Source organism: Pedobacter terrae (genome assembly GCF_900100705.1).
In the GTDB taxonomy this organism is placed as follows: domain Bacteria; phylum Bacteroidota; class Bacteroidia; order Sphingobacteriales; family Sphingobacteriaceae; genus Pedobacter; species Pedobacter terrae.
On record NZ_FNCH01000015.1, the window covers coordinates 44,333 to 67,670 of the forward strand.

The 23,338-nt window shown below is 38.0% G+C and carries 22 protein-coding genes; 7 read left to right on the forward strand and 15 right to left on the reverse strand.

The window, feature by feature from the left end:
- Nucleotides 1-16 precede the first annotated feature (16 nt).
- From BLR60_RS17480 to recJ, 8 genes are all read right to left on the reverse strand, one after another.
- Nucleotides 17-904 (reverse strand): YARHG domain-containing protein, encoded by an 888-nt coding sequence (locus BLR60_RS17480; RefSeq protein WP_090502151.1) that lies wholly within the window; start codon nucleotides 902-904, stop codon nucleotides 17-19.
- A 3-nt stretch (nucleotides 905-907) separates the two neighbouring features.
- A complete protein-coding gene (locus BLR60_RS17485) occupies nucleotides 908-1,534 on the reverse strand; it encodes a DUF2306 domain-containing protein (protein WP_244155691.1) in 627 nt (208 codons plus the stop codon).
- Nucleotides 1,531-1,941, reverse strand: coding sequence for a hypothetical protein (locus tag BLR60_RS17490; protein ID WP_090502152.1), 411 nt, complete (start codon nucleotides 1,939-1,941; stop codon nucleotides 1,531-1,533). The genes BLR60_RS17485 and BLR60_RS17490 overlap by 4 nt, the downstream gene beginning before the upstream one ends.
- Before the next feature lie 12 nt (nucleotides 1,942-1,953).
- Nucleotides 1,954-2,361, reverse strand: a complete 408-nt coding sequence (locus tag BLR60_RS17495) for a putative toxin-antitoxin system toxin component, PIN family (protein ID WP_090502154.1) — start codon at nucleotides 2,359-2,361, stop codon at nucleotides 1,954-1,956.
- A 5-nt stretch (nucleotides 2,362-2,366) separates the two neighbouring features.
- Nucleotides 2,367-2,582 (reverse strand): hypothetical protein, encoded by a 216-nt coding sequence (locus tag BLR60_RS17500; RefSeq protein ID WP_090502156.1) that lies wholly within the window; start codon nucleotides 2,580-2,582, stop codon nucleotides 2,367-2,369.
- Nucleotides 2,583-2,623: 41 nt separating this feature from the next.
- Nucleotides 2,624-4,141 (reverse strand): GH3 auxin-responsive promoter family protein, encoded by a 1,518-nt coding sequence (locus tag BLR60_RS17505; RefSeq protein WP_090502157.1) that lies wholly within the window; start codon nucleotides 4,139-4,141, stop codon nucleotides 2,624-2,626.
- A 167-nt stretch (nucleotides 4,142-4,308) separates the two neighbouring features.
- A complete protein-coding gene (gene lptB, locus BLR60_RS17510; RefSeq protein ID WP_090502159.1) occupies nucleotides 4,309-5,049 on the reverse strand; it encodes an LPS export ABC transporter ATP-binding protein in 741 nt (246 codons plus the stop codon).
- Between the two features lie 82 nt (nucleotides 5,050-5,131).
- The gene (gene recJ, locus BLR60_RS17515) at nucleotides 5,132-6,832 is read right to left on the reverse strand and encodes a single-stranded-DNA-specific exonuclease RecJ (RefSeq protein WP_090502161.1); all 1,701 of its coding nucleotides are present in this window, start codon (nucleotides 6,830-6,832) and stop codon (nucleotides 5,132-5,134) included.
- A gap of 223 nt (nucleotides 6,833-7,055) precedes the next feature.
- Between recJ and BLR60_RS17520 the strand changes: the two genes are divergently transcribed.
- Entirely contained in the window at nucleotides 7,056-7,823 is a 768-nt protein-coding gene (locus BLR60_RS17520; RefSeq protein WP_208600669.1) for an MBL fold metallo-hydrolase, read from the forward strand.
- Between the two features lie 485 nt (nucleotides 7,824-8,308).
- Here the strand turns inward: BLR60_RS17520 and BLR60_RS17525 are convergent, their stop codons facing one another.
- Complete coding sequence (locus tag BLR60_RS17525) at nucleotides 8,309-8,893, reverse strand: YceI family protein (RefSeq protein ID WP_090502165.1); 585 nt, start codon at nucleotides 8,891-8,893, stop codon at nucleotides 8,309-8,311.
- Nucleotides 8,894-9,547: 654 nt separating this feature from the next.
- Nucleotides 9,548-12,424, reverse strand: coding sequence for an aminomethyl-transferring glycine dehydrogenase (gene gcvP / locus BLR60_RS17530; protein WP_090502166.1), 2,877 nt, complete (start codon nucleotides 12,422-12,424; stop codon nucleotides 9,548-9,550).
- 478 nt (nucleotides 12,425-12,902) lie between these two features.
- Here gcvP and BLR60_RS17535 point away from each other — a divergent pair, with 478 nt between their 5' ends.
- From BLR60_RS17535 to BLR60_RS17545, 3 genes are read left to right on the forward strand one after another with little or no spacing between them, the layout of a single operon-like run.
- Nucleotides 12,903-13,241: a PadR family transcriptional regulator gene (locus tag BLR60_RS17535; RefSeq protein WP_090502168.1), complete on the forward strand. Its 339-nt coding sequence runs from the start codon at nucleotides 12,903-12,905 to the stop codon at nucleotides 13,239-13,241.
- Nucleotides 13,238-13,828 carry an HAAS signaling domain-containing protein gene (locus tag BLR60_RS17540; RefSeq protein ID WP_090502169.1) on the forward strand — a complete coding sequence of 197 codons (591 nt, stop codon included), beginning with the start codon at nucleotides 13,238-13,240 and terminating at the stop codon, nucleotides 13,826-13,828. Before BLR60_RS17535 ends, BLR60_RS17540 begins: the two co-directional genes overlap by 4 nt.
- Nucleotides 13,829-13,832: 4 nt before the next feature.
- A complete protein-coding gene (locus tag BLR60_RS17545) occupies nucleotides 13,833-15,155 on the forward strand; it encodes a serine hydrolase domain-containing protein (RefSeq protein WP_090502170.1) in 1,323 nt (440 codons plus the stop codon).
- Between the two features lie 46 nt (nucleotides 15,156-15,201).
- Here the strand turns inward: BLR60_RS17545 and BLR60_RS17550 are convergent, their stop codons facing one another.
- The 3 genes from BLR60_RS17550 to BLR60_RS17560 all read right to left on the reverse strand — a co-directional run bounded on the left by BLR60_RS17550 (nucleotide 15,202) and on the right by BLR60_RS17560 (nucleotide 17,667).
- Complete coding sequence (locus BLR60_RS17550; RefSeq protein WP_090502172.1) at nucleotides 15,202-15,765, reverse strand: hypothetical protein; 564 nt, start codon at nucleotides 15,763-15,765, stop codon at nucleotides 15,202-15,204.
- Between the two features lie 198 nt (nucleotides 15,766-15,963).
- Nucleotides 15,964-16,854 carry an EamA family transporter gene (locus tag BLR60_RS17555; RefSeq protein ID WP_090502174.1) on the reverse strand — a complete coding sequence of 297 codons (891 nt, stop codon included), beginning with the start codon at nucleotides 16,852-16,854 and terminating at the stop codon, nucleotides 15,964-15,966.
- A 96-nt stretch (nucleotides 16,855-16,950) separates the two neighbouring features.
- A complete protein-coding gene (locus BLR60_RS17560) occupies nucleotides 16,951-17,667 on the reverse strand; it encodes a pyridoxine 5'-phosphate synthase (protein WP_090502176.1) in 717 nt (238 codons plus the stop codon).
- Nucleotides 17,668-17,750: 83 nt separating this feature from the next.
- Here BLR60_RS17560 and BLR60_RS17565 point away from each other — a divergent pair, with 83 nt between their 5' ends.
- The 3 genes from BLR60_RS17565 (at nucleotide 17,751) to BLR60_RS17575 (ending at nucleotide 21,066) form a co-directional block, all read left to right on the forward strand.
- Entirely contained in the window at nucleotides 17,751-19,391 is a 1,641-nt protein-coding gene (locus tag BLR60_RS17565) for an ArnT family glycosyltransferase (protein WP_090502178.1), read from the forward strand.
- Nucleotides 19,392-19,772 carry a GtrA family protein gene (locus tag BLR60_RS17570; protein WP_090502180.1) on the forward strand — a complete coding sequence of 127 codons (381 nt, stop codon included), beginning with the start codon at nucleotides 19,392-19,394 and terminating at the stop codon, nucleotides 19,770-19,772.
- A gap of 313 nt (nucleotides 19,773-20,085) precedes the next feature.
- Nucleotides 20,086-21,066 carry a polysaccharide deacetylase family protein gene (locus BLR60_RS17575; RefSeq protein WP_244155692.1) on the forward strand — a complete coding sequence of 327 codons (981 nt, stop codon included), beginning with the start codon at nucleotides 20,086-20,088 and terminating at the stop codon, nucleotides 21,064-21,066.
- A 127-nt stretch (nucleotides 21,067-21,193) separates the two neighbouring features.
- Here BLR60_RS17575 and BLR60_RS17580 read toward each other — a convergent pair whose 3' ends face one another.
- Both BLR60_RS17580 and ahcY read right to left on the reverse strand, forming a co-directional pair.
- Nucleotides 21,194-21,535: a DUF6370 family protein gene (locus tag BLR60_RS17580; protein WP_090502182.1), complete on the reverse strand. Its 342-nt coding sequence runs from the start codon at nucleotides 21,533-21,535 to the stop codon at nucleotides 21,194-21,196.
- Nucleotides 21,536-21,829: 294 nt separating this feature from the next.
- The gene (ahcY, locus tag BLR60_RS17585) at nucleotides 21,830-23,146 is read right to left on the reverse strand and encodes an adenosylhomocysteinase (protein WP_090502184.1); all 1,317 of its coding nucleotides are present in this window, start codon (nucleotides 23,144-23,146) and stop codon (nucleotides 21,830-21,832) included.
- Between the last annotated feature and the right edge of the window lie 192 nt (nucleotides 23,147-23,338).

A 23,338-nucleotide genomic window follows, 5' to 3' on the forward strand; every position in this document is an offset into this window, starting at 1 on the left:
TTAAGCGTATTACAAATTAACGGCCAAAAGCATCATAATTGTCTTCCGCATATTTGGTAAAACGATCTAACAGCTTGATATTTTTATTTTCTATCGGGGTTAAATCATCATCAACATTGTTTTTTACGGGGACATACCATTCTACAGGATCGAAAAAATTTCTAAAAGTCTGTTTTTTAAAAGCATAACCATGTCTTGCAAAAATGGTATTTTTAATAATCTGCAGGTCTAATTTTCTTAAGTTCTTTATATCATCTTCTTTTAGTACGGTGGTTGAGGCATTTAATTTAAAAATCTGTTCGGATGCACTTCTGTAAAAAGGATTAGCCTCAAGGGAATCAATTGTACCATCCTCTAAAGTATCCACTCTTTTTACCATCTTGTGGTCACTCCAGTCTACATAATTCGATTCTGATGGCAGCATCAGGTCTGCATTATATTCAAATTTCTTTTTGAGTAATTTGAATTCTTTTTCGGGCCATTTAAGCTCTTTTTTATACGCATTCCACTTTCCTGTTAAGGTGTCGCCAACCAGTGTGATTTCAAATTTCCCATCGTATTTTTCGGTACCGGGCTCATTTAAAACAAAAGTAATTTTACCTCCATCGTCTGATAGCTTGCCCAATAATGGCCTGCTGTTACCAGAAACTACGCTCTGTGCAATTACGGTATCCTTCGTGATTTTTTTAATATTTATACTGAGCTTTTTTAGCGCATCGATCATATCGCCTTCGTATTCTAATTCATCTGTTGTGTAAAAATTACCGACCCAAAAACCGTAAAGTTCTTTGTGTATTTCGGGCTGAACTATTTGAACAGTTTTTTTTGGTTCATTTGTTTTTTTAGCGTCCCTGCAAGAAAGCATCAAAACTGGGAACAGCGTTAATAAGAAGATCTTTTTCATCAATTAAATTATTTTCCGTTTAATAAGCCACTCGGCGATTAATAAATTGGGTATCCAACCTAACCAGGCTATAATCTGATAAACATCCATTGGTGCAGGATGGAATAAATATACTAAAATAACTTTCCACAGCCTTAATGTAATAGCTGAAGCGGCCAGGGCGAAACTTCTATACATAAACTTTTTATGGGCTATTATCTTCCTTTTTAAGATAAGCAAAACAGCCTTTAAAGTAAACCAAAACCATAAAAAACCTAAAACAATAAATGAGGTTTTTGCCATCAAGCCACCATTTGCAAAGTAGCCTATAAAAATACCAGATGGTGCGGCAAGGAACAGCACAATGCCTACATACCAATAGCCCAGCCATTGGTGTAATTTCGGGTATCTGGATAATATTTTTGGATTAAATTGCGTAAAGCCGGCCAGTAAAACAAATATAGCACTGTAAACGTGCACATAAAATATGGGAAGATAGGTTTTGATGCCTGCTACTTCTGTCTGTTTAATCTGCAGGAAAGAAACTTCACTGTTTAATGGAATGTAACGGAATGTAATCTGCACCATCAGCATAAAAAAGTAGGTAAAAAACAATACCCATGCTACCTGTTTATAGCTGATGCTTTTCATCTAATTTTATTAAAGCGTTTTAGTAACTTTTTGTCGAAAGCGATGGCGATCAGTTGATCATTTAGCACATCTTCTTCGTAAAGCTGTTGCTTTTTTGGATCAAACACAAAACGAGCTAGGATAGGCATCCTATCGGCATAACTTTCGTGCAGGTTAAAATTATAGGTTTTAGCGTATCCCTGCGATGGATCGGTTTTAGGATTGGGGCTGCTCTCGAGCATAACACCATAAGAGGTACCACCATTTTTAACAATCCTTTCGTAGAGTCCTTTGGTAAGCTGTTTGCAACGCGGAGAAGTTTCTACAATTTTATAGGCAATCTGTGCCTTGTAGCTTTCTTTTAATTGGGCTTTTGATTGGTATATTGATGATCCTAAAATAAAAAGAAGAATTAAAATGTTTTTCATGATTGTGTAGCGTTATTCTTCAATTACTGATAAAAATTCATCGATTGTTAACACATTAACTTTAGGAAATTCTATTTGCTTCAAGATTTTAAAGTGATGGTCATTTGTTATAATATAATCAGCATTACTACACACATAAGCATCAACATACTTATTATCATCTAAATCGGATAAAATTAGTTTCCACTCAAAATAGATGTCAACTTTTTCTACATTCTTAAGATTTAGCAACAACTCTGCAACATTACTCGCTATGAGAAAATTTGTTTTTTGTTCTAAAATTTCGACGTATTCCGAAAGAATATCGTTACTAATTACTGAATGAAAATATCCACTAATTAAAGCATCAAAAATCGGCCTATATTTTGATTTTTTAGGAATTGAGACAAGAAGTACATTAATATCCAGTACAACTTTCATTAATGTTATTTTTTTCTTAGATGTTCATTCTTCCAAGATTCTATTGTACTTTCGTCCCAATTTTTCTCATCCCAGAGTTTATCCATTTCATCCGATGCCGATTTTGCGAAATATTTGGTCAACATTTCTTTAATATCATTCAATTGATTATCTGGTAAATTATATTGAAATAATTTTAATAGTTCTAGCTGAACATTTGTCAATTTCCCTGTCGCTTCCATATTTTTTATTGTGAACTAAAACAAATATAATCAATAATATGCTAAGCTGATTTCATTATCTCCAAAATATCATCTACGTACTTGCGCTCATTGGCTAAACGGGGAACTTTATGCTGTCCACCTAATTTATCTTTTGCTTTTAACCAGTTGTAAAAAGTATTGGCGGGGGCATTATGTACTTTAGGACGGGCCAATGCCATGTCTTTAAACCTTTTGGCATCGTAATCAGAGTTAACTTCACGCAAGGTCTGGTCCATCACATCCACAAACTTTTCAAAATCATTGGGCTGCTTATCAAATTCAATGATCCATTCATGTCCGCCCGCTTTTTCATCTTTAAAGTAAATCGGCCCTGCAGTATAATCTTTTATTTCAGCACCTGTTTGCTGGCAAGCTTTGGTTAATGCTTGTTCTGCATTATCAATAATTACTTCTTCGCCGAAAGCATTGATAAAGTGTTTGGTACGCCCGGTAATTTTTATCCGGTAAGGAGAAAGTGAGGTAAACTGGACAGTGTCACCGATCATGTATCGCCATAAACCACCGTTTGTAGAAATCACAATAGCATAGTTTTTATGCAGTTCTACTTCGCCCAGTAACAAAGCCTTAGGATTCTCTTCTCCAATGTTTTCCATTGGAATAAATTCGTAGAAAATACCGTAATCCAGCATCAGCAACATTTCTTCTGAGTGATCCTGGTCCTGAATACCGAAAAATCCTTCCGATGCATTGTAAGTTTCCAGATAATACATGTCGGCGGACGGAATCAGCTGTTTAAACTGCTCACGATAAGGCGCAAAGTTTACCGCTCCGTGGATATATAATTCAAGGTTTGGCCAAACCTCCAATAAGTTTTGCTTTCCGGTAAGTTCGAGCACTTTTTTAGCCAGTACGATAGTCCAGGTGGGTACGCCCGAAATACTGGTTACGTTTTCATTGATGGTGGCTTCAGCCATTCTATCCATCTTGATTTCGTAATTATCCATCAACGCGATAGACATGTCGGGCGTACGATAATATTCTGCCCAAATGGGAAGGTTTTTAATCAGCACAGCCGATAAATCGCCATAAAAACAATCCTCGTTTAACTGGTTCACCTGATGGCTGCCGCCTAAAACCAACCCTTTTCCGGTAAACATCTGGTTATCCGGGCGGTTATTGCAATAGATAGAAAGCATATCTTTCCCACCTTTAAAATGGCATTCTTCCAAAGATTCCGGAGACACCGGGATAAACTTACTTCTATCGCTGGTGGTACCAGATGATTTTGCAAACCATTTGATATCAGATGGCCATAGGATGTTCTGTTCGCCATTAAGCATACGCTCAATGTAAGGTTTTAGGGTATCGTAGTTTTGAACCGGAACCCGCTCCTGATATTGTTGTGGCGTTAAAATTGATTTATAATCGTATAATTTACCCCATTCCGTATTCTCAGCACTATCAATCAAGCTGTGGAACCACTCTTCCTGAACATCGTACGGATATTTCATAAAAAGCTCGATCTGGTGGATCCGCTTTTTCATTAACCAGGTAAAAATTGAATTTACAAATGCCATCTTTAAATGTTAAAATTAACGGACATTCTATTGCCACAGATTTTCACACCTGCCCCTTGGTTAAATGGGGATACACAGAGATTTTTATACACAGTAAACTTTATAGTTTTTGGTTTAACGTCGCGATTATGCAACAGGTCAATTTAAATTTTGTTTGTTAAATCTTATTAAACATCAAATTTCTTACGTTTCAACACAAAATTCGATCCCAAATATACTTTTCTCACCATTTCGTTTTCAGCGAGCACTTCAGGAACACCTTGCTCCAGGATTTTTCCTTCAAAAAGCAAATAAGCCCTATCGGTAATGGAAAGCGTTTCCTGTACGTTGTGATCGGTAATTAAGATCCCTATATTTTTATGTTTCAGTTTGGCAACAATACTTTGGATTTCCTCTACCGCAATTGGGTCTACCCCGGCAAAAGGCTCGTCCAATAAAATGAAATTAGGATTTGCGGCTAAAGCACGGGCAATTTCGGTACGGCGGCGTTCACCTCCCGATAATAGATCGCCACGGTTTTTGCGTACTTTGTGTAAACTAAACTCGTTGATCAGTTCTTCGAGTTTATCACGCTGCTCCTCCTTAGTCAGTTTGCTCATTTCCAAAATGGCCAGGATATTATCTTCTACGGTAAGTTTTCTAAAAACAGATGCTTCCTGGGCCAGATAGCCAATTCCTTTTTGCGCCCTGCGGTACATCGGATCTTCGGTAATATCTTCTTCTTCTAAAAAGATTCGCCCTTCATTTGGTTTGATCAAACCTACGATCATGTAAAAGGAAGTTGTTTTCCCAGCACCATTAGGGCCCAAAAGCCCAACAATTTCTCCCTGACTTACGTTAAAGGAAACGTTGTTTACAACAGTACGCTGCTTGTATTTTTTAACCAGATTTTCGGCTTTTAATATCATATATCTATGGGTCCGTCATGCTGAACTTGATTCAGCATCTTACTCGAAAGATCCTGAAATAAATTCAGGATGACGATTTTAGTTATTTAACTTTTATTCCTTTAATATTTAACTGCAAACGTTTCTTATCACGCCATACATTTTCTTCTAATGTATAACAAACAGAAAACGGCATTCTGGGTTGTAAAAGATTTTGAAATTCTGCCAATCCGAATGCAATACCTTCAAAAATAGGCGAATTTTGTTGCTTTATGTTAATTTTTAAATGATTTTGACCTACTGCCATGGCATGCTGTGCGAGATATACGTTATGGGTAACAAATATTGGTGCCATATTTTCTGGCCCAAATGGCCCCATTTGTGATAAAACGCGGTAGAATTTACCATCTATCTGCGCCAATTCAATTTCAGCGTCAATCCTGATCATGGGCGTAAGCAGTTCATCCGTAATGCTTGCAGATACAATTTCTTCAAATTTATCGGCAAAGGCATTCACATTTTGTTCCTGCATGGTTAAGCCAGCAGCAAATTTATGTCCACCGTATTGATCCAATAAATGCGCGCAACCACTTAAAGCTTCATATAAATCAAAACCCACTACCGAGCGGCACGAACCAGCTACATGTCCGTTAGACTTGGTAAGGACAATGGTTGGGCGATAATACTTTTCAGTTAAACGTGAAGCTACAATTCCGATTACCCCTTTATGCCAGTTTTCGTTAAATACCACCGTAGTTTTCCTATTAATGAGGATTTCACTTTCGCCAATTAAAGCCAAAGCTTCGCGGGTAATGTCCTGATCGTAGGTTTTGCGCTCGGTATTTTTAAGGTTAATCAGTTCGCTTTGCTCTAGTGAGTTGCTATCTACCTGACAAAGCAGCATGGCAACGGCATGTTTTGCATGGTCTATCCTGCCAGCGGCATTAATCCGTGGACCTAAGGTGAAAACCACATCAGTAATGCTGTAATTTTCGGTTCTGCCCGAAACTTCCATCAAAGCCCTTAAACCTTCACAAGGATTGCTATTTAATTTTTTTAGCCCATAATAAGCCAAAGTTCTGTTCTCCCCCACTACGGGAACAATATCTGCAGCGATGCTCACCATTACTAAATCCAGATACTGGAGGTAAGTTTCTTTTGCTAGTCCATGTTTTTGGGCATAGGCTTGCGCTAGTTTAAAACCAATCCCGCAGCCGGCAAGTTCTTTAAAGGGATACGCGCAGTCTGAACGTTTAGGATCCAAAACGGCTATAGCCTGTGGAAGTTCATCTCCAGGTAAATGGTGATCACAGATAATGAAATCGATCCCGAGTTGATTGGCATAATCAATTTTATCGATCGATTTTATACCACAATCTAACGCAATAATTAGGGAAAATCCATTTTCATTTGCATAATCGATCCCGGCAGTAGAAATCCCATAACCTTCCAGATAACGGTCTGGAATGTAATATTCTATATTTTTAGTGAGCTGAGAAAAGAAACTGAAGGCCAGTGCAACTGAAGTAGTACCATCAACATCGTAATCGCCATAAATCAATATTTTTTCGTGGTTGGCCAATGCCGTTTCAATCCGGGCAATAGCAACATCCATATCCTTCATTAAAAAGGGATCGTGAAGGTGATTAAGCTCTGGTCTGAAGAAATCTTTCGCCTGATCAAAATCACAGATATTCCGCTGCACGAGGATCTGTGCCAATGAGCGGTCTATGTTAAGCTCTTCTGCTAATTTTGCTACTGTATCATCATTACAATCTGATGCCAGCACCCATCTTTTTTCCATTTTATACTGTCTCCGAACAGTAAATATACATTTTAATTGGATAATAAGGAATGGAACATGAGCGGTATACCTAACAAGCATCTCTAAAACAAAAGCTTAGGTTTTTCGCCGATTTTTTACCGATGCGTTACTCAAGTCTGATCTAATTGTAAATTGTAGCATTAAGGAAATCTTTAATCATGGATAGATTGTTACCTTTGTAGAAACATTAAAGATCTATATTTTGCAAGTTCACACGCTATTCGAAGGAACCTACTCTGTTGATGCCTCAAAGAAATTTGTGCCTTTTGACCCCGCTATACATCACTTTAAAGACAGGCCTGCTTCATTATTCATTAATGTTCAGCCTTTTTTGGTGGAGCTGAAAAATGACCTTGTACTTTTTGATACGGGTTTAGGATTTAGTGATGACCACGGAGAATTGATTTTACATAAAAATATCCGCAATGCAGGCTTTGATCCTACTGATGTGACTAAAGTTTTAATGTCGCACCTACATTACGACCACTCTGGGGGTATGATCCACAAACAAGGCAATGCTAAGGTGGAACTGAGTTTCCCTGATGCAGAATATGTAATTAACCGAGGCGAATGGGAAACAGCTTTTAGCAGTACTTCATCATCTTACCATACCGATATTTTCGATTTTGTACAGCGCAATGCTCAATTGAAATTTGTTGAAGGTGACGGTGCTTTGGATGAGACTATTGCTTACGAATTTACCGGAGCCCACTGTCCAAACCACCAGGTTTTTCTTTTAACAGAAGGTAATCAAAAAATATTTTTTGGTGGCGATGTTTTACCTGAACCTGAAGAACTGGTTAAAAATTTTATTGCCAAATATGATTTCGACGGTCGTAAGGCAATGGAATTACGAAAAGAATTTGGAAAAAGAGCCGCAGAAGAAAACTGGGAATGTTTGTTCTATCATGGCAAAAGTGCCGCAACTGGTTTTGTTGATATTGTTGAAGGTGGATTTAGGATTAGATAGGTTTAGGGTTTAGGGTTTAGGGTTTAGGGTTTAGGGTTTAGGGTTTAGGGTTTAGGGTTTAGGGAAAACAGATCCTGAAGTGATTAGTATGATTTAAGTTTAAAAAATCAATTTATTTTATTTCGGTACGCACTTACATCGTTTCGTCATCTCCTGGAGCAACGCGAAGTGGAGAGATCTTTGGACTTTGCAGCACCTTGCCGCCTGGTTTCTTGCCATTACCTGAGTTTTTAAAGTCTCTATTTTTTACCGCAAAGCACGCAAAGAAGGAAGCGCAAAGCAGCAGAGTTGCTTTTTTACCACAAAGTACACGGAGAAAAGGCACAAAGTAAACCGAGCTGGGTGCATATTTAGTATTATTGATAAACTCTGCACTTCTCTGTGAAAAACTCAGCGTCCTCTGTGGTTAACCTTTGCGTCACTTTTCGGTTAACAAAAAAAGCCCCGATAAATGCCGGGGCTTTAATTTTCCGAGACCGGAAAAATTATTTTTTAGCTACTAATTTAACCGATAATTCGAAGTTATCATCAATTGCTTTGTCGCCAATGCTATCGAAGAATGATTTTGAACCGTATTTAATGTCATATTTAGTTCTGTCTACAATGATTTTACCAGCTAAAGCTGAAGCTGTTCCGTCTGCATTAACCGTTACAGTTGCAGGGAAGCTTAATGGTTTAGTGATACCTTTGATAGTTAAATTACCTGTAACCGTTACGTTAGCACCTGACCCCGCAACTTTAGTAATAACGAAAGTTGAAGTTGGGAATTTTGTTGTACCAAAGAAATCATCTGCTTTTAAGTGACCTTCTAATTTAGCACTACCATCAGCATCTTTAATTGAAGTCATATCGATTACAAAAGTACCACCTGTTACGCTTTTACCATTAACTGCTAATGTACCTGATTGTAAAGCCACTGTTCCGTTATGAGAACCGGTTACTTTTTTACCAATCCAGGTAATAGTCGATTTTGCTACATCTACAGTATAAGTTACTGGTTTAATAGTTGTAAAAGCTGATAAAGAAACAACTGCCACTAATAAAAAAATTGAGCTAATTTTTAATTTCATTTTCTGGTTTTTTAAAATTTGATACAAATATAGATGAACTACCGATCTCTTGTTGTTGACCTATGTTAAGTTTTTTCAAAAATAATCGATTTATTTAAAATCATGATATTGACTGTAGAGTGATACTAAGGTTTAGTCTATCAAAGAAAAAAATGGAAGATAGGTGACCTAAAGCCAGCAAGCCATTCATTCTAAACCTGGCAGCAGCGGAAATCCTTTTTGTTTGTGCTTACCGGAAAAGATTGCCGCGTGGTTCCTCCTTGTAATGACGAAAACGAAAGCAGAAACCACAAAAAGATTGAAGCGCCCGCCTGCAGTACGGGCAGGAATGGCAGGGCTGTAGCTGCCGATGGAAAGCTGATATTTATTCCTAAAAAAATCCTTTGTATCTTCCCTTGATATTCATAAGAAAAATCGTCATCTCGGCTGAAACGCAGTAGAATGCCTGCCCGTACAGGCGGGGAGAGATCTATCTTGAGATAGATTTCTCGACTTCGCTGCACTCCGCTCGAAATGACGGTATCGCGATAGAAGATCTCTTCTTAACTTCAACAACGTTCATCATAACAAAAAAAAGGTTTAAGATTTTCTGTTGCATGCTTTACGCACGCTGCAAAAAACCTTAAACCCTCTACCCTTCCGCCTTCTACCTTACTAAGGAACGATCTCTTCCAAATAACTCTCCACCGGAGGGCATGCACAGATCAATGATCTATCACCATGACTATCGTTAACACGACCAACTGATGGCCAGAACTTACGTTCTAACACATAAGGAAGCGGGAATGCGGCGGTTTGGCGGCTATAAGCATGTTCCCATTCGTTAGCAGTAATTACTGAAACCGTATGCGGTGCATTTTTTAAAGGATTATCCGTTTTATCGAAAGTTAAATTCTCTACCTGATCTATTTCTTTTTTAATGGCGATCAACGCATCACAGAAACGGTCTAACTCATGTTTAGGTTCAGATTCTGTAGGCTCAACCATTAAAGTACCCGCAACTGGGAACGAAACCGTTGGTGCGTGGAAACCATAATCCATTAAACGTTTGGCAATGTCAGTTACTTCAATTCCGAAAGCTTTGAATGAACGGCAATCTAAAATCATCTCGTGTGCACAACGTCCCTGAGCACCAGAGTAAAGCACCGGATAATGTTGTTCTAAACGCGCTTTCATATAGTTGGCGTTTAAAATAGCATATTTAGTAGCATTCGTTAAACCTTCAGCGCCCATCATTGCAATATAGGCGTGAGAAATGATCAGGATGGAAGCCGAACCCCATGGTGCAGATGAAACTGCAGAAATAGATTTTCCTTTGTCGATATCAACCACAGCATGGCCAGGAAGATAAGGAACCAGGTGTTTAGCCACGCCGATTGGGCCCATACCCGGACCACCACCACCGTGAGGGATACAGAAAGTTTTGTGTAAGTTTAAGTGACAAACATCGGCACCGATATTGGCCGGACTGGTTAATCCAACCTGCGCATTCATATTTGCACCATCCATATAAACCTGTCCACCATTAGCGTGGATGGTTTCGCAGATTTCGATAATGCTTTCTTCGAACACCCCGTGTGTAGATGGATAAGTTACCATTAAACACGATAAGTTGTCTTTATGCAACTCTGCTTTTGCTTTTAAATCTTCAACATCAATGTTACCGTTTTCTAAAGATTTAACCACGACAATTTTCATATCCGCCATTGCAGCAGAAGCAGGGTTGGTTCCGTGTGCCGAAGCAGGAATTAATGCTACGTTACGATGGAAATCTCCCCTATCGTGGTGATAAGCACGGATAACCATTAAACCAGCATATTCACCCTGAGCACCAGCATTTGGCTGTAAGCTCATTGCAGCGAAACCGGTAATTTCACTTAACCATTTATCCAGTTCGTTAAAAACTGAATAGTAACCTAATACCTGATCGGCAGGGGCAAATGGGTGGATTTTACCGAAGTGAGACCAGGTAACCGGGATCATTTCTGCAGTAGCATTTAATTTCATGGTACAACTACCCAAGGCAATCATCGAGTGGCAAAGCGATAAATCTTTTGCTTCTAATGATTTGATATAACGCAACATCTCATGTTCTGAGTGGTGCGAGTTAAAAATCGGGTGTGTTAAGTAAGCCGAAGTACGTTGTAATGCAACCGGAATAACGGTTTCTACATTTTCTACTACTTCAACCTGATCTGCTGCGATAGCTTTAACCTTTGCAAAGATTTTAGCAATTAAAGCTACATCTTCGAAAGTGCTGGTTTCGTCGAACGAAATGGTGGCAACGTTACCAACATAGTTTAAGTTGATTTCATTATCGATGCATCCAGAATGGATACCACCTTTTAAATCGCCTAAATCGAAACGAATAGTGTCGAAATAAGCCGAGTTTAATTGCTCAAAGCCTAAGCCTTTTAAAGTAGCGGCTAAACTGATGGCCAAACCGTGTGTACGTTCTGCTATGGCTTTTAATCCTTTCGGACCGTGGTAAGCGGCATAAAAACCAGCCATAATAGCCAATAAGGCCTGTGCAGTACAAATGTTTGATGTTGCTTTATCTCTACGGATGTGCTGCTCGCGGGTTTGCAAGGCCATACGTAAAGCGTAGTCGCCATGGCTATCGATGGTTACACCGATAATACGACCAGGGATGTTACGTTTATATTCTTCTTTAGTGGCAAAAAATGCAGCGTGAGGTCCACCAAAACCCATTGGTATACCTAAACGCTGTGTTGTACCCACTACTACATCAGCACCCCACTCGCCTGGAGGCGTTAATAAGGTTAAGCTTAAAATATCGGCAATTACGGTTAATTTAATATTTTGACTGTGCAAAGCTGATGCAAAAGCCGCATAATCGAAAACTTCGCCATTTCCTGCCGGATACTGCACAATTGCACCAAAAAATTCTCCGCTAGCAGTAAAATCTAAATGGCTTCCGATCACTAGCTCAATACCATAAGGATTGGCACGTGTTTTTAAAATATCGATGGTTTGAGGGAAAAGTAATTCAGAAACGAAAAACTTTTTAGCTGCCTGGTTTTTGCGTAAGCTGTATTGCATAAACATAGCCTCAGCCGCAGCTGTACCTTCATCCAATAGAGAGGCATTGGCAATTTCCATTCCGGTTAAATCGATAACCATGGTTTGGAAGTTTAATAAAGCCTGTAAACGGCCCTGTGCAATTTCTGCCTGGTAAGGCGTATATTGTGTGTACCATCCCGGGTTTTCGAATACGTTACGTAAAATTACCCCTGGTGTAATGGTGTCGTAATAACCTTGACCGATAAAGCTTTTGAAAACTTTATTCAACAATGAAGTTTGTTTTAAAGCCCCAAGATATTCAGTTTCTGATTTCGCTGCAGGCAAGTTTAACGGTTGTTTTAACCTGATGGCCGTCGGAACAGTCTGTTCAATCAGCTCGTCGATAGAATTTACGCCAACAGTTTGCAACATTTCGGCTGTATCAGCCTCATTAGGAGCAATATGACGATTTTGAAAATCTTCCTTGTAGTGGATATTTAAGCTCATGCGGTATGAATAATAAATTTGCGTGCAAAGGTAGCAAAAATGAAGCTGTATTTCACTATCAATCAGTGTAAAAAAGGCGTCTTATTTACACTTAAAAGCGACAAAATAGATAGGATTTATAAGTAAAAAGCCAGACAATGCCTTTTCAGTTTTAAGCTGTTTTTTTGATTATTTGGAAAGCAGTGGCTGTGCTAAAATTTAAGTTTGTTCCCGCCATTCCTGCCATACTGCAAGCGGGCGCTACAATCTTTTTTGCTACTTTCTAACTGAAGTATAAAGTATCTGAAGCAAAAAGGGTTGCCAATGTTGTCGGGTTTACACATAAAAGGAACTGCAAAAAACCAACATACTGCGTTAAACTTCAAATTAGCCATAGAAAATAAAAATTAAAACACTCAATTTCAATCATTTACACTAACAATCAAATATAATCTACACATACATTGTTATACTATGTACTTTGTTATACCTTTACATTATGAACGAAGATTTTATTCATAAATGGATATCGCAGGTTAAAAAGGGAACACTATCCTTTATTGTGCTCAATGTTTTAAAGGGCGGAAAGGCTTATTACGGCTACGATCTGATCAATGAGATAAAAAAGATTACGGAAATTGAAATTGCCGAAGGAACCCTATATCCACTTATGAACCGGCTTAAAGATGAAAAACTGATTAAATCAGAATGGGTGGAACAAGAATCGGGCATCCCCAGAAAATATTACAGCATTACGCCAGAAGGAAAAAACACGGTAACCAAAATGGAAGAATACTGGCACAACCTGAACAAATCAGTATTAAAAATTACGAAATGAAATTAAAAGAAATACCATTTAACGATCAATCGGCTGAGCGGATTTACAAAGATTACCTATACAGAATAAAAAAAGAGGTTAAAGGCCTCAATCAGCAAAACCAGGATGAAATATTGATGGAGCTGAACAGTCATATTTATGAAAGCCTACAAGAACATCCAACAGGAAATGAAGTAGAAAAACTACTTAATATCCTGGAAAAATTGGGAAGACCCGAGGAAATACTGAAACCATTGGTGGCTGATAAAAAATTAGCAGAAGCCACTAAAACATTTAATCCCATACATGTTTTTAAAGCTTTATTGCTCAATTTAACCAATGGCATATCTTACATCATATTTTTTATACTCTACCTTTTCCTGTTTGGTTTTGTGTTTTTAATCGGTGCTAAAATATGGAACCCATCACAGGTAGGCTTTTTTTATAAACCAGGTGAAGTTTTTATCCTTGGCCATTCAAAAGGCTTGGTAAACCCAGACGATGAACTTCTAGGTAACTGGTTTATTCCCGCAATGGTTGTCTCGGCAATCGCGCTCTACTTCATCATCACTTTACTCCTTAAGTTAAAAAGAACAATCAACAAATAACATCATGATCAAAAAATTAACACTCTTTGCCGTTCTGATAATCCTGGCCCAATTCAGCTTTTCACAATCATTTGATAAAAACAAACTGGATGCTTATTTCGATACGCTTGGCCAATACAACAAGTTTATGGGAAGTGTGGCCATTGCTCAAAATGGCCATCTGATTTATAACCGCACATTGGGTTTCGCAAACCTTAAAGAACGGCAAACAGCAAACGAAAACACCAAATACAGGATCGGATCTATTTCTAAAACCTTTACAGCTGCTTTAATTTTTAAAGCCATTGAAGAAAAGAAAATCAGCCTCAATCAAACTATTCAAAAATTTTTCCCAGACATCAAAAATGCAGAGAAGATTTCCATATCGAATTTGCTTTACCACAGAAGCGGGATACATGACTTTACAGATGATCAAGAGGGATACTTGAAATGGCATACGCAACCCAAAACCGAAAAAGAAATGCTTGCCATAATTAGTAAGGGCGGGATTGATTTTGAGCCTGACACTCAATCAGATTATAGCAATTCGAACTATTTACTGCTATCTTATATTCTTGAAAAAACGTTTAAAATGCCTTATGCCCAAATATTAGACAAATACATTGCTAAACCTCTTAAATTGAAAAACACTTTTTTGGGCAAAAAAATTAATTTAAAAAATAACGAAGCGAGCTCTTACCGTTTTGAAGGGGATTGGAAATTAGCGGATGAAACTGATATTTCGATTCCAATGGGTGCCGGAGGAATTGTTTCAACCCCGATTGATCTGGTAAAATTCAGCACAGCATTATTCGGAGGCAAAGTGATTTCTCAAAAGAGTTTAGCGCAGATGAAAACCCTTAATGGCAAATACGGCATGGGCGTTTTGGCTATTCCGTTTTACGATCAAGCAGGATTTGGACATTCGGGTAGTATAGATGGTTTCAGTGCTACATTTTCTTATTTCAGTGATGGAAATATAGCTTATGCTTTAACGGGTAATGGTACGAATTTCAACAATAATTCCATTTCATTGGCGGTATTAAGCGCTGTTTTTAATAAGGAATATCAAATTCCCGATTTTAAAACAGTTGAGCAAAGCACTACAGACTTAAATAAATATTTAGGCATTTACGCATCAACGGCAATCCCGATAAAAATCACCATTACGAAAGACAATACAACATTAGTCGCACGGGCTACAGGTCAATCGGCAACAAAATTAACATCCAAAGGAAATCACGAGTTTAAATTTGAAGAAGCAGGCATCATACTGTCTTTCAACCCCACAGCAAACCAGATGACCCTTAAACAGGGTGGCAAAGAATTTAAGTTTACCAAAGAATAAAATAAATTAACTCCTGATGGCAGGTTAGTTTATCAAGACTAATCTGCTATTTCTGCACTTTCCACCCCTCATCTTTACTCAACTTTAATTTATAGGTTTTGGTAATGAAGTTGCTGTTTTTATTGGCTTCTTTATCGAAAGGTTCGAAATCGGTCGTATTCATTTTTAATGATACAGTTACTTTGGCGGTACTGGAATTTACCTGCGCAAAATCAACTGGTTTTTCGTCTGATAAAACATATTCCACCACTTTTACCGTGGCCCTGTCGCCATCCTGTTTCAGTACCAACGGACTTGCTTTATCGGTTAATGTAATCTGATAAACAAAACTGCTATCTTTTGAAAGAAATTTCTTTTTAGCTTCTTTTAAACTTAAGGTAACCAAACCTTTGCTGGCCAAAGATTTATATTTCCCCAATTCGAACATATCGTTTGTACTATTAAATTTCATCTCTCCAAATTTAAACCTGGTAGTTTTATATTCGGGATTAGCTTTTAAATAACTGGTAATCACTTCAGCGGCCTCATCCTGATTAATAGTGGTTTTGGTTTTACATCCGGCTAAGCCGATAATGATAAAGGATAAAATATAAATGGTAAGTTTTTTCATGTGTATATGCTTTATGCTTTTTAAAGATATTTAATTTTAGTTTAACCGCAAAGAACGCGAAGTTTATTAATCTTTAAGGCTTAAACCACAAAGGCGTTAAGAACACCAAGTTGCATTCAAGGCACAACAATAAATTTCAAAGCCCTGCTTTGTGCCCTCTGTGCCTTCTCTCTGTGTACTTTGCGGTAAAAAACTAGATTAATCTCGCTTTAAATATTTCAGATTTGGCAAAACCATTGCCGATAAAATGACCACCACACCAACCCACCTTAAAAACGACACCTGCTCTTGCAGCACAAAACCAGCCATCATTACGGCCACAGGCAACTCTGCAGCGCTCAAAATAGAACTGATAGCAGTACCAATTCTCGGTACGCCTTCTGCATAAAATAATGGCGGAATTACCGTACCGAAAACTGAGATAATCAACCCCCATTTCAATAAACTTCCACCCAATGCACCATTAAATAAGAATGCTGGAGGGAAGATGATAAAGATCAAGATACAAGCGCCGGTAATCATCAGCGCACTTTTCTTCAATGGTGCATATTCATTTCCGATTCTACCGCTCAATAACAAAAAGCCGGCATAACACAGCGCAGCCAGCAAACCAAAACCAATTCCTTTTAAATCCATGCTTCCAATATTGGTCTCTGCCATTCCGCTGGCTAAAACTGTACCAGCTAAAACCAATAAAATAGCGGCTAACTGTAAACCTGTAGGTTTCTTTTTAAAAATGAGGTATTCCAATAAAATACTCATCCATATAAACTGCATCAATAAAATAATGGCAACCGAATTAGGCACCAGCTTTACACATTGATAGTAAAAAATACTAACCAGACCTGTGCAGGTACCCGCAATTACCATTTGCCACCACGGTGTTTTAGCGGGCAAAACCTTAGCCTTATAAGTTGCGGTTCTACTTTGGAAGAAAAATAACACCCATAAAATTACGGCTCCAAAAAAAGCCTGAGCACCGGTAACGTCACCCAAAGTATAACCTTCATGATAAGCCAGTTTAACAAAGGTAGAAAGGATGCCAAAACTACAGGCACCAAAAAAAACAAGGAGAATTCCTTTTAACATAATTTATTTTTTAACCACAGAGAAAAAAGAGTTTTACACCGAGTTCGCAGAGGCTCTGTTTGCTCTGTACTTCTTTGTGCGCTTTGTGGTTAACCCCTAAGCGAGCTGTTGTAAATATTTCTGAATAGTTACTTCTAAACCTAAATAAAGCGCATCGCTGATTAAAGCATGACCGATAGAAACTTCCAATAAGCCCGGGATGCTTTGGGCAAAATAATGCAGATTGTGCAGATCCAGATCGTGACCAGCATTAATGCCTAAGCCTAATTTATTGGCATGATGTGCTGCAGCAATATAACTCACTACTGCCTTTTCGCGGTCAGCAAAATAATTATGTGCATAAGCTTCAGTGTATAGTTCGATCCGATCTGTTCCCGTTTCTGCAGCACCTTCAACCATTTCTACCACCGGATCAACAAAAATCGAAACACGGATGCCCTCTTTCTGAAAAACAGCAACCATTTCTTTCAGGTAATCTTTATGTTTGATGGTATCCCAACCATGGTTCGAAGTAATCTGACCCTCGGCATCGGGTACCAAAGTAACCTGGGCAGGTTTGTTAGCCAAAACCAGATCAACAAATTTATCTTCTTTGCAATTTCCTTCAATATTAAATTCAGTCGCAATAGCAGCCTTTAAATCGTAAACATCCTGGTAACGGATGTGGCGTTCATCAGGGCGTGGGTGTACCGTAATTCCCTGCGCACCGAAACGCTCGCAGTCTAGTGCAACCTTTACCAAATCAGGATTATTGCCTCCACGACTATTACGGAGCGTAGCAATTTTATTGATGTTAACCGATAACTTTGTCATAAAGCAAAGATAAGGCTTTGCTCCTGTTTATCTTAAACCTTAAAAAAATTTGACTTTTTTTTGCTCATATTTGCTTCCTGTAAATGAACTTGAAAGAGACCACGCTATATAAAATTTTAATCACCCTAATTGCGCTAGTTAGCGTATTGGCACTTTTTGGTGGCATAATGGAACCAGATTCTGCGCTTTATGCCTCCATAGCCAAAAACATGGTGCTTCGTAACGATTGGGTAAACATATATGTTCGTGGTGCAGATTGGTTAGACAAACCACATCTAACTTTTTGGTTGGCCGCTGCCTCATTTAAAATTTTCGGAATTACAGCTTTTGCCTATAAACTGCCCTCTTTTTTATTCGGATTATGGGGCGCATGGTATCTTTATAAACTGACAAAAGATATTTACAACGAAAAAACAGGGTTGATTAGTGCGTTGATTTTTTTGAGTTCGCTGCACATCCTCATATCTACCTTTGACGTCCGTGCAGAAGTTTACATTACTACCTTTACCCTGGCGGCTATTTATCACTATTATAAAGCGCATCAAAGTTCCTTCTGGCATATTGTTGCAGGCTCGTTTTTCGCAGCATGTGCCATCATGATTAAAGGCATATTTGTATTGATTCCTGTTTTTGGTGGCTTTATCATTTACTGGTTATTAACCAAACAGTTTAAACAGTTGTTGAAACTAAAATGGTGGTTAGCCATTGTATTGATTTTCATTTTTGTTATTCCAGAGTTATATGCTTTATATGTGCAGTTTGATTTACATCCTGAAAAGGTTGTATTCGGAAAAACTGGTGTGTCAGGTCTAAAATTTTTCTTTTGGGATAGCCAGTTCGGCCGTTTTTTTAACAATGGACCAATAAAAGGAAAAGGCGATATTTCATTTTTCCTTCATACCACGCTTTGGGCATTTTTACCCTGGTCGATATTGTTTTATACCGCAGTGGTTAATCTTTTTAAAAAGAAAAACAGAGCCGGTTTACCGGCAGAAAGCATTATTATCTGGACCAGTGCTGCGATAACTTTTTTATTGTTTTCATTGTCTAAATTTCAGTTGCCACATTATATTTTGATTATCCTTCCACAGTTTGCCATCATCACCGCTTTGTATATAAAGCAATTGAAAGGCAAAAGCCTGAAAGTTTTTTTTACCATCCAAAATGTACTGGCCATTTTAATTATTTTGATTTTATCTGCTATTGCGTTCTTTTTTGGTTTTACAAATCATTACATAGCAATTGCCGTTTTAGTTCTGTTATTGGCGGTTTCTTTTTTAGTCTTCAAAGGATTAAAGACCGAAAACTTATTGTCGAGAAGTGCGATGATTTCAGTTGCCTTAATGATATTTCTATCGGTTTTTTTCTATCCATCGGTGCTAAAATATGAATCAGGCATGGAAGCGGGTAACTGGTTAAAAGAAAATTACCCTAAAGCCAAAGCCGCTGTGCTGATGTATCCAGATGCCTATTCTTTTGATTTTTATGCCAATGGCGAACCAAAATACTTTTGGAGTTACGAGGAGCTAAATAAATCGAAAGGTGAAAAAGACCTTGTAATTTACACTCCAGAATCGGAACTGGTAAAATTGAAAAAAGATTATGGCGCCGAAGTACTAAAATCGTTCGAATACTATCACATTACCAAGCTAACCCCTAAATTTATCAATGCTAAAACGCGTCCTCAGCTATTAGAACATTTTTATCTGGTTAAATTGCATTAAATGGATTTATTCTTCCGCATTATAAAATTTGGATTGACAGGCTTGCTTGGCATGGCAATTGATTTTGGAGCAACCTGGTTGTGCAAAGAGAAAATTAAGATCAATAAATACATTGCTAATGCCATCGGTTTTACTTTAGCCGTAACCAATAATTACCTCATTAACAGGATATGGACATTTCAGAGTACCAATAGCCATTGGGGAACGGAGTTTAGCAAATTTTTGATGGTGAGTTTGATCGGATTAGGCTTAAATACCTTTATCATTTACTTATTCCACCAAAGAAAAAATGGAACCAACTTTTATGTGGCGAAGTTTTTTGCAATTGTAATCGTATTTGTGTGGAATTTTTTGGCCAATATGTTGTTTACATTTAAGTAGTTGTTAAAATATTTGCCAGAAAGATCCTGAGACAAATCCGATAGCAATCGGATCAGGATGATGGTCGGTTAAAGATTTAACACAACTGGCACGGACTAATGAACCAATGACCAGTGAGCTAATGAACTAATTTAACTCACATTTTTACCAATAACATAGAACACAACAAGCCATATTAATCCTTTAATCAGGAAGAATAAAAACCCCACCAGTCCTACCCGCTTAAACCATAATTTTAATTTTTCTTTGTTCATGGTGATGTTTGTAAAGATAATGAATTGGCTTAAATTAGAAAGATTTTAAATAAGGAAACATGAAGTTATCTAAATTCATACTGCTCAACATTTTTTGTCTCTGCTTTTTTTGTACTGGAATTTTTGCACAAAATTTTGAAGATATTAAACGCTACAAAGTAAATTATGCCCTTGCAATAAATGCCAATGAACGGTTGATTTCAATTAGAAGTTTTTCTGCAAATAATCAAAAATATCTATTGCTGGTAAACCCTGAAACTTTAGATACCAAAGTGACTTTGGCCAGTGATTATACCACAAGAAGTTTACAATATCCCAATGTACTCGCCATTTTTAAAAACACCGCTTATATCAAATCAATTGAAGCCGCGGCAGCCAAAGATCTGCAACTTCAAAATGCAGGCATCGATCATGCCATACCAAATGAAAAAGGCATTACCTTAACCATTGATCTTTGCCCTTCGCATAAGCCTTTAGACCGGATTATTTTCCAATCGGTTTTTGATGAATTTAAAGAGATATCGCAACCCGCCCCTCTTGCGGTATCCGTTTCGGGTAAGTGGATGCTAAAACACCAGGGTGATTTAAATTGGTTAAAAAGTTTAGTGGAGAAAAAGGAACTGAACATTACCTGGGTAAACCATACCTACAACCACGAAGTAAATAAATTGCCATTAGCCGAAAATTTCCTGTTGGCACCTGGAACCAATTTGGATGTAGAAGTATTGGAAAACGAAAAACTGATGTTAAAAAACGGCCTAACCCCTTCAGTATTTTTCCGCTTCCCTGGTCTGGTGTCGGACAGAAAAATTGTTGAAAGAATCGAAGCTTATGGATTAATCCCCATTGGAAGCGACGCCTGGTTAGCCAAAGGACAACAACCTAATGCGGGTAGCATTGTACTGATCCATGGCAACGGCAATGAAGAAATAGGGGTAAAAGATTTTATCCAGTTGCTAAAAGCAAAACAAGCTGATGTGAAAAACAAACAATGGTTGCTTTTCGATTTAAGGCAAGGTTTGGAAAAGGAATTTGAATAATTTATCGCTTTTTTAACCGCAGAGAACACGGAGAAAAGGCGCAGAGCACACAAAGCTACATTCAGATAGTAATCGTCAATCCAGCTCAGCGTCCTTTGCGAAAAGCTTTGCGTTCTTTGCGGTAAAACTACTTCTTAACCGGTAATAACTTTATTTCTTTTGCTTGAAAGCGGTTGTTTACGATTTCGCCGGTAACTTCTGCTTTGCTTACCGCATTGCAAAAACCGTGTTTGCCATGGGCATCGCCAAAATCATCAATGCCTTTACCATCCACAAAATGAGGTTTGCCATCAATTTTGACTGCTAACTCGCAATCTTTACCTTTCATTTTAAACTGACATTCGCCACAGGCAATATCAACTACCTGTTTGGTAATTACTTTTGAAGCCGCAGTTTTTTGAGGTGCTATTTGCGCATTTCCAGCAACAGAAAACACACCAAGTAAAAGGGCAAAAATTAACTTTTTCATCGTTTTTATTTTTTCAAATCTAAGTTTTCAATAGCAAAAGAACCACAGCCCGCTGTAAAATAAACCTGATAGAAATGGAAATTTTTTTTGTTGTCATGAGCGTAGTCGAAGAGCAACAAAAAGATTGGAATGAATAGCAGGACTAAAGCCTCCGAAGAGCACTGAACGTACGTTTTCAAACAACTATAATGACGCCCCTCTGAGAGAGGGGAATAAAAAAAGGGACATGCTTATTGCATATCCCTTCGATATTATGGCATTTAGTTAACTACTAATTAAAAACTGTAAACTGAACTAGTACCTGTAAGTATCTGCTTTAAAAGGACCTTCTACCGGTACGCCAATATAATCAGCCTGGTGTTGATCCAGAACATCTAATTCAACACCGATTTTTTCTAAGTGTAAACGGGCAACTTTTTCATCTAAATGTTTAGGCAAAGTATATACTTTGTTTTCGTAAGCGGCAGTGTTCGTCCAAAGCTCTAATTGAGCTAAAGTTTGGTTAGTAAATGAATTACTCATTACAAAACTTGGGTGACCAGTAGCGCAACCTAAGTTTACTAAACGACCTTCAGCAAGAACAATTACGTCTTTACCGTCAATAGTATATTTATCAACCTGAGGTTTAATTTCTACTTTTGTATCGCCATAAGCACCGTTTAACCAGGCCATATCAATTTCGTTATCGAAGTGACCAATGTTACAAACAATCGCTTTATCTTTTAATGCCCTGAAGTGTTGCTCGCGAACGATATCACAGTTACCAGTTGTAGTCACTACAATATCTGCTTCTTTAATGGCGTTAGCTAATTTTTTCACTTCGTAGCCTTCCATTGCAGCCTGTAAAGCACAGATTGGGTCAATTTCAGTTACAATAACACGTACACCTTGTGAGCTTAACGATTCTGCAGAACCTTTACCTACGTCACCATAACCACAAACCACAGCCACTTTACCGGCCATCATTACGTCAGTTGCGCGACGGATCGCATCAACCAATGATTCGCGACATCCGTATTTGTTATCGAATTTAGATTTGGTAACCGAATCATTAACGTTAATTGCAGGTATGTGCAATGTTCCGTTTTTCATTCTTTCGTACAAACGGTGAACACCAGTTGTGGTTTCTTCTGATAAACCTTTAATGTTTGCAATCAATTCAGGGAAGCGGTCGAAAACCATATTGGTTAAATCGCCACCATCATCCAAAATCATGTTTAATGGTTGTTGCTCCGGACCGAAGTGTAAAGTTTGCTCAATACACCAGTCGAATTCTTCTTCGTTTAAACCTTTCCAGGCATAAACCTGAATACCCGCAGCAGCAATTGCAGCAGCAGCGTGATCTTGTGTAGAAAAAATATTGCAAGATGACCAGGTAACTTCAGCACCAAGGGCCACCAATGTTTCGATTAATACAGCCGTTTGGATGGTCATGTGCAGACAACCTGCAATACGCGCACCTTTTAACGGTTGTGTTGGACCGAATTCTTTACGTAAACTCATTAAACCTGGCATTTCTGCTTCGGCTAATTCGATTTCTTTACGGCCCCATTCTGCCAGTGAAATGTCCTTAACTTTATAAGGAACGTATGTAGTCTCTACTGATGACATAATTTATTGTTTTAATTGTTTGTTTTTCAATATTTTAACGTCTTTCCAATGTCGCTTTTGCAAACAAATTTGCAAACATTCCCAACGCGCCACAAAAATACATAAAATAGACGTGAATAATAAACGTAAAAATATGTAGCGCAGATGTGCACACAAAATTATACGTTTCGATTACTTTTCTAGGAATTAAAC

Coding starts and splice junctions, on each gene's coding strand:
- lptB (WP_090502159.1), bottom strand. CDS start 5,049: ATGATATTAAAAGCCGAAAATCTGGTTAAAAAATACAAGCAGCGTACT.
- BLR60_RS17555 (WP_090502174.1), bottom strand. CDS start 16,854: ATGTTAAAAGGAATTCTCCTTGTTTTTTTTGGTGCCTGTAGTTTTGGC.
- BLR60_RS17485 (WP_244155691.1), bottom strand. CDS start 1,534: ATGAAAAGCATCAGCTATAAACAGGTAGCATGGGTATTGTTTTTTACC.
- BLR60_RS17540 (WP_090502169.1), top strand. CDS start 13,238: ATGAAATTAAAAGAAATACCATTTAACGATCAATCGGCTGAGCGGATT.
- BLR60_RS17550 (WP_090502172.1), bottom strand. CDS start 15,765: ATGAAAAAACTTACCATTTATATTTTATCCTTTATCATTATCGGCTTA.
- BLR60_RS17500 (WP_090502156.1), bottom strand. CDS start 2,582: ATGGAAGCGACAGGGAAATTGACAAATGTTCAGCTAGAACTATTAAAA.
- BLR60_RS17545 (WP_090502170.1), top strand. CDS start 13,833: ATGATCAAAAAATTAACACTCTTTGCCGTTCTGATAATCCTGGCCCAA.
- BLR60_RS17535 (WP_090502168.1), top strand. CDS start 12,903: ATGAACGAAGATTTTATTCATAAATGGATATCGCAGGTTAAAAAGGGA.
- BLR60_RS17560 (WP_090502176.1), bottom strand. CDS start 17,667: ATGACAAAGTTATCGGTTAACATCAATAAAATTGCTACGCTCCGTAAT.
- BLR60_RS17570 (WP_090502180.1), top strand. CDS start 19,392: ATGGATTTATTCTTCCGCATTATAAAATTTGGATTGACAGGCTTGCTT.
- BLR60_RS17575 (WP_244155692.1), top strand. CDS start 20,086: ATGAAGTTATCTAAATTCATACTGCTCAACATTTTTTGTCTCTGCTTT.
- ahcY (WP_090502184.1), bottom strand. CDS start 23,146: ATGTCATCAGTAGAGACTACATACGTTCCTTATAAAGTTAAGGACATT.
- BLR60_RS17495 (WP_090502154.1), bottom strand. CDS start 2,361: ATGAAAGTTGTACTGGATATTAATGTACTTCTTGTCTCAATTCCTAAA.
- BLR60_RS17505 (WP_090502157.1), bottom strand. CDS start 4,141: ATGGCATTTGTAAATTCAATTTTTACCTGGTTAATGAAAAAGCGGATC.
- BLR60_RS17580 (WP_090502182.1), bottom strand. CDS start 21,535: ATGAAAAAGTTAATTTTTGCCCTTTTACTTGGTGTGTTTTCTGTTGCT.
- BLR60_RS17565 (WP_090502178.1), top strand. CDS start 17,751: ATGAACTTGAAAGAGACCACGCTATATAAAATTTTAATCACCCTAATT.
- BLR60_RS17490 (WP_090502152.1), bottom strand. CDS start 1,941: ATGAAAAACATTTTAATTCTTCTTTTTATTTTAGGATCATCAATATAC.
- recJ (WP_090502161.1), bottom strand. CDS start 6,832: ATGGAAAAAAGATGGGTGCTGGCATCAGATTGTAATGATGATACAGTA.
- BLR60_RS17525 (WP_090502165.1), bottom strand. CDS start 8,893: ATGAAATTAAAAATTAGCTCAATTTTTTTATTAGTGGCAGTTGTTTCT.
- gcvP (WP_090502166.1), bottom strand. CDS start 12,424: ATGAGCTTAAATATCCACTACAAGGAAGATTTTCAAAATCGTCATATT.
- BLR60_RS17480 (WP_090502151.1), bottom strand. CDS start 904: ATGAAAAAGATCTTCTTATTAACGCTGTTCCCAGTTTTGATGCTTTCT.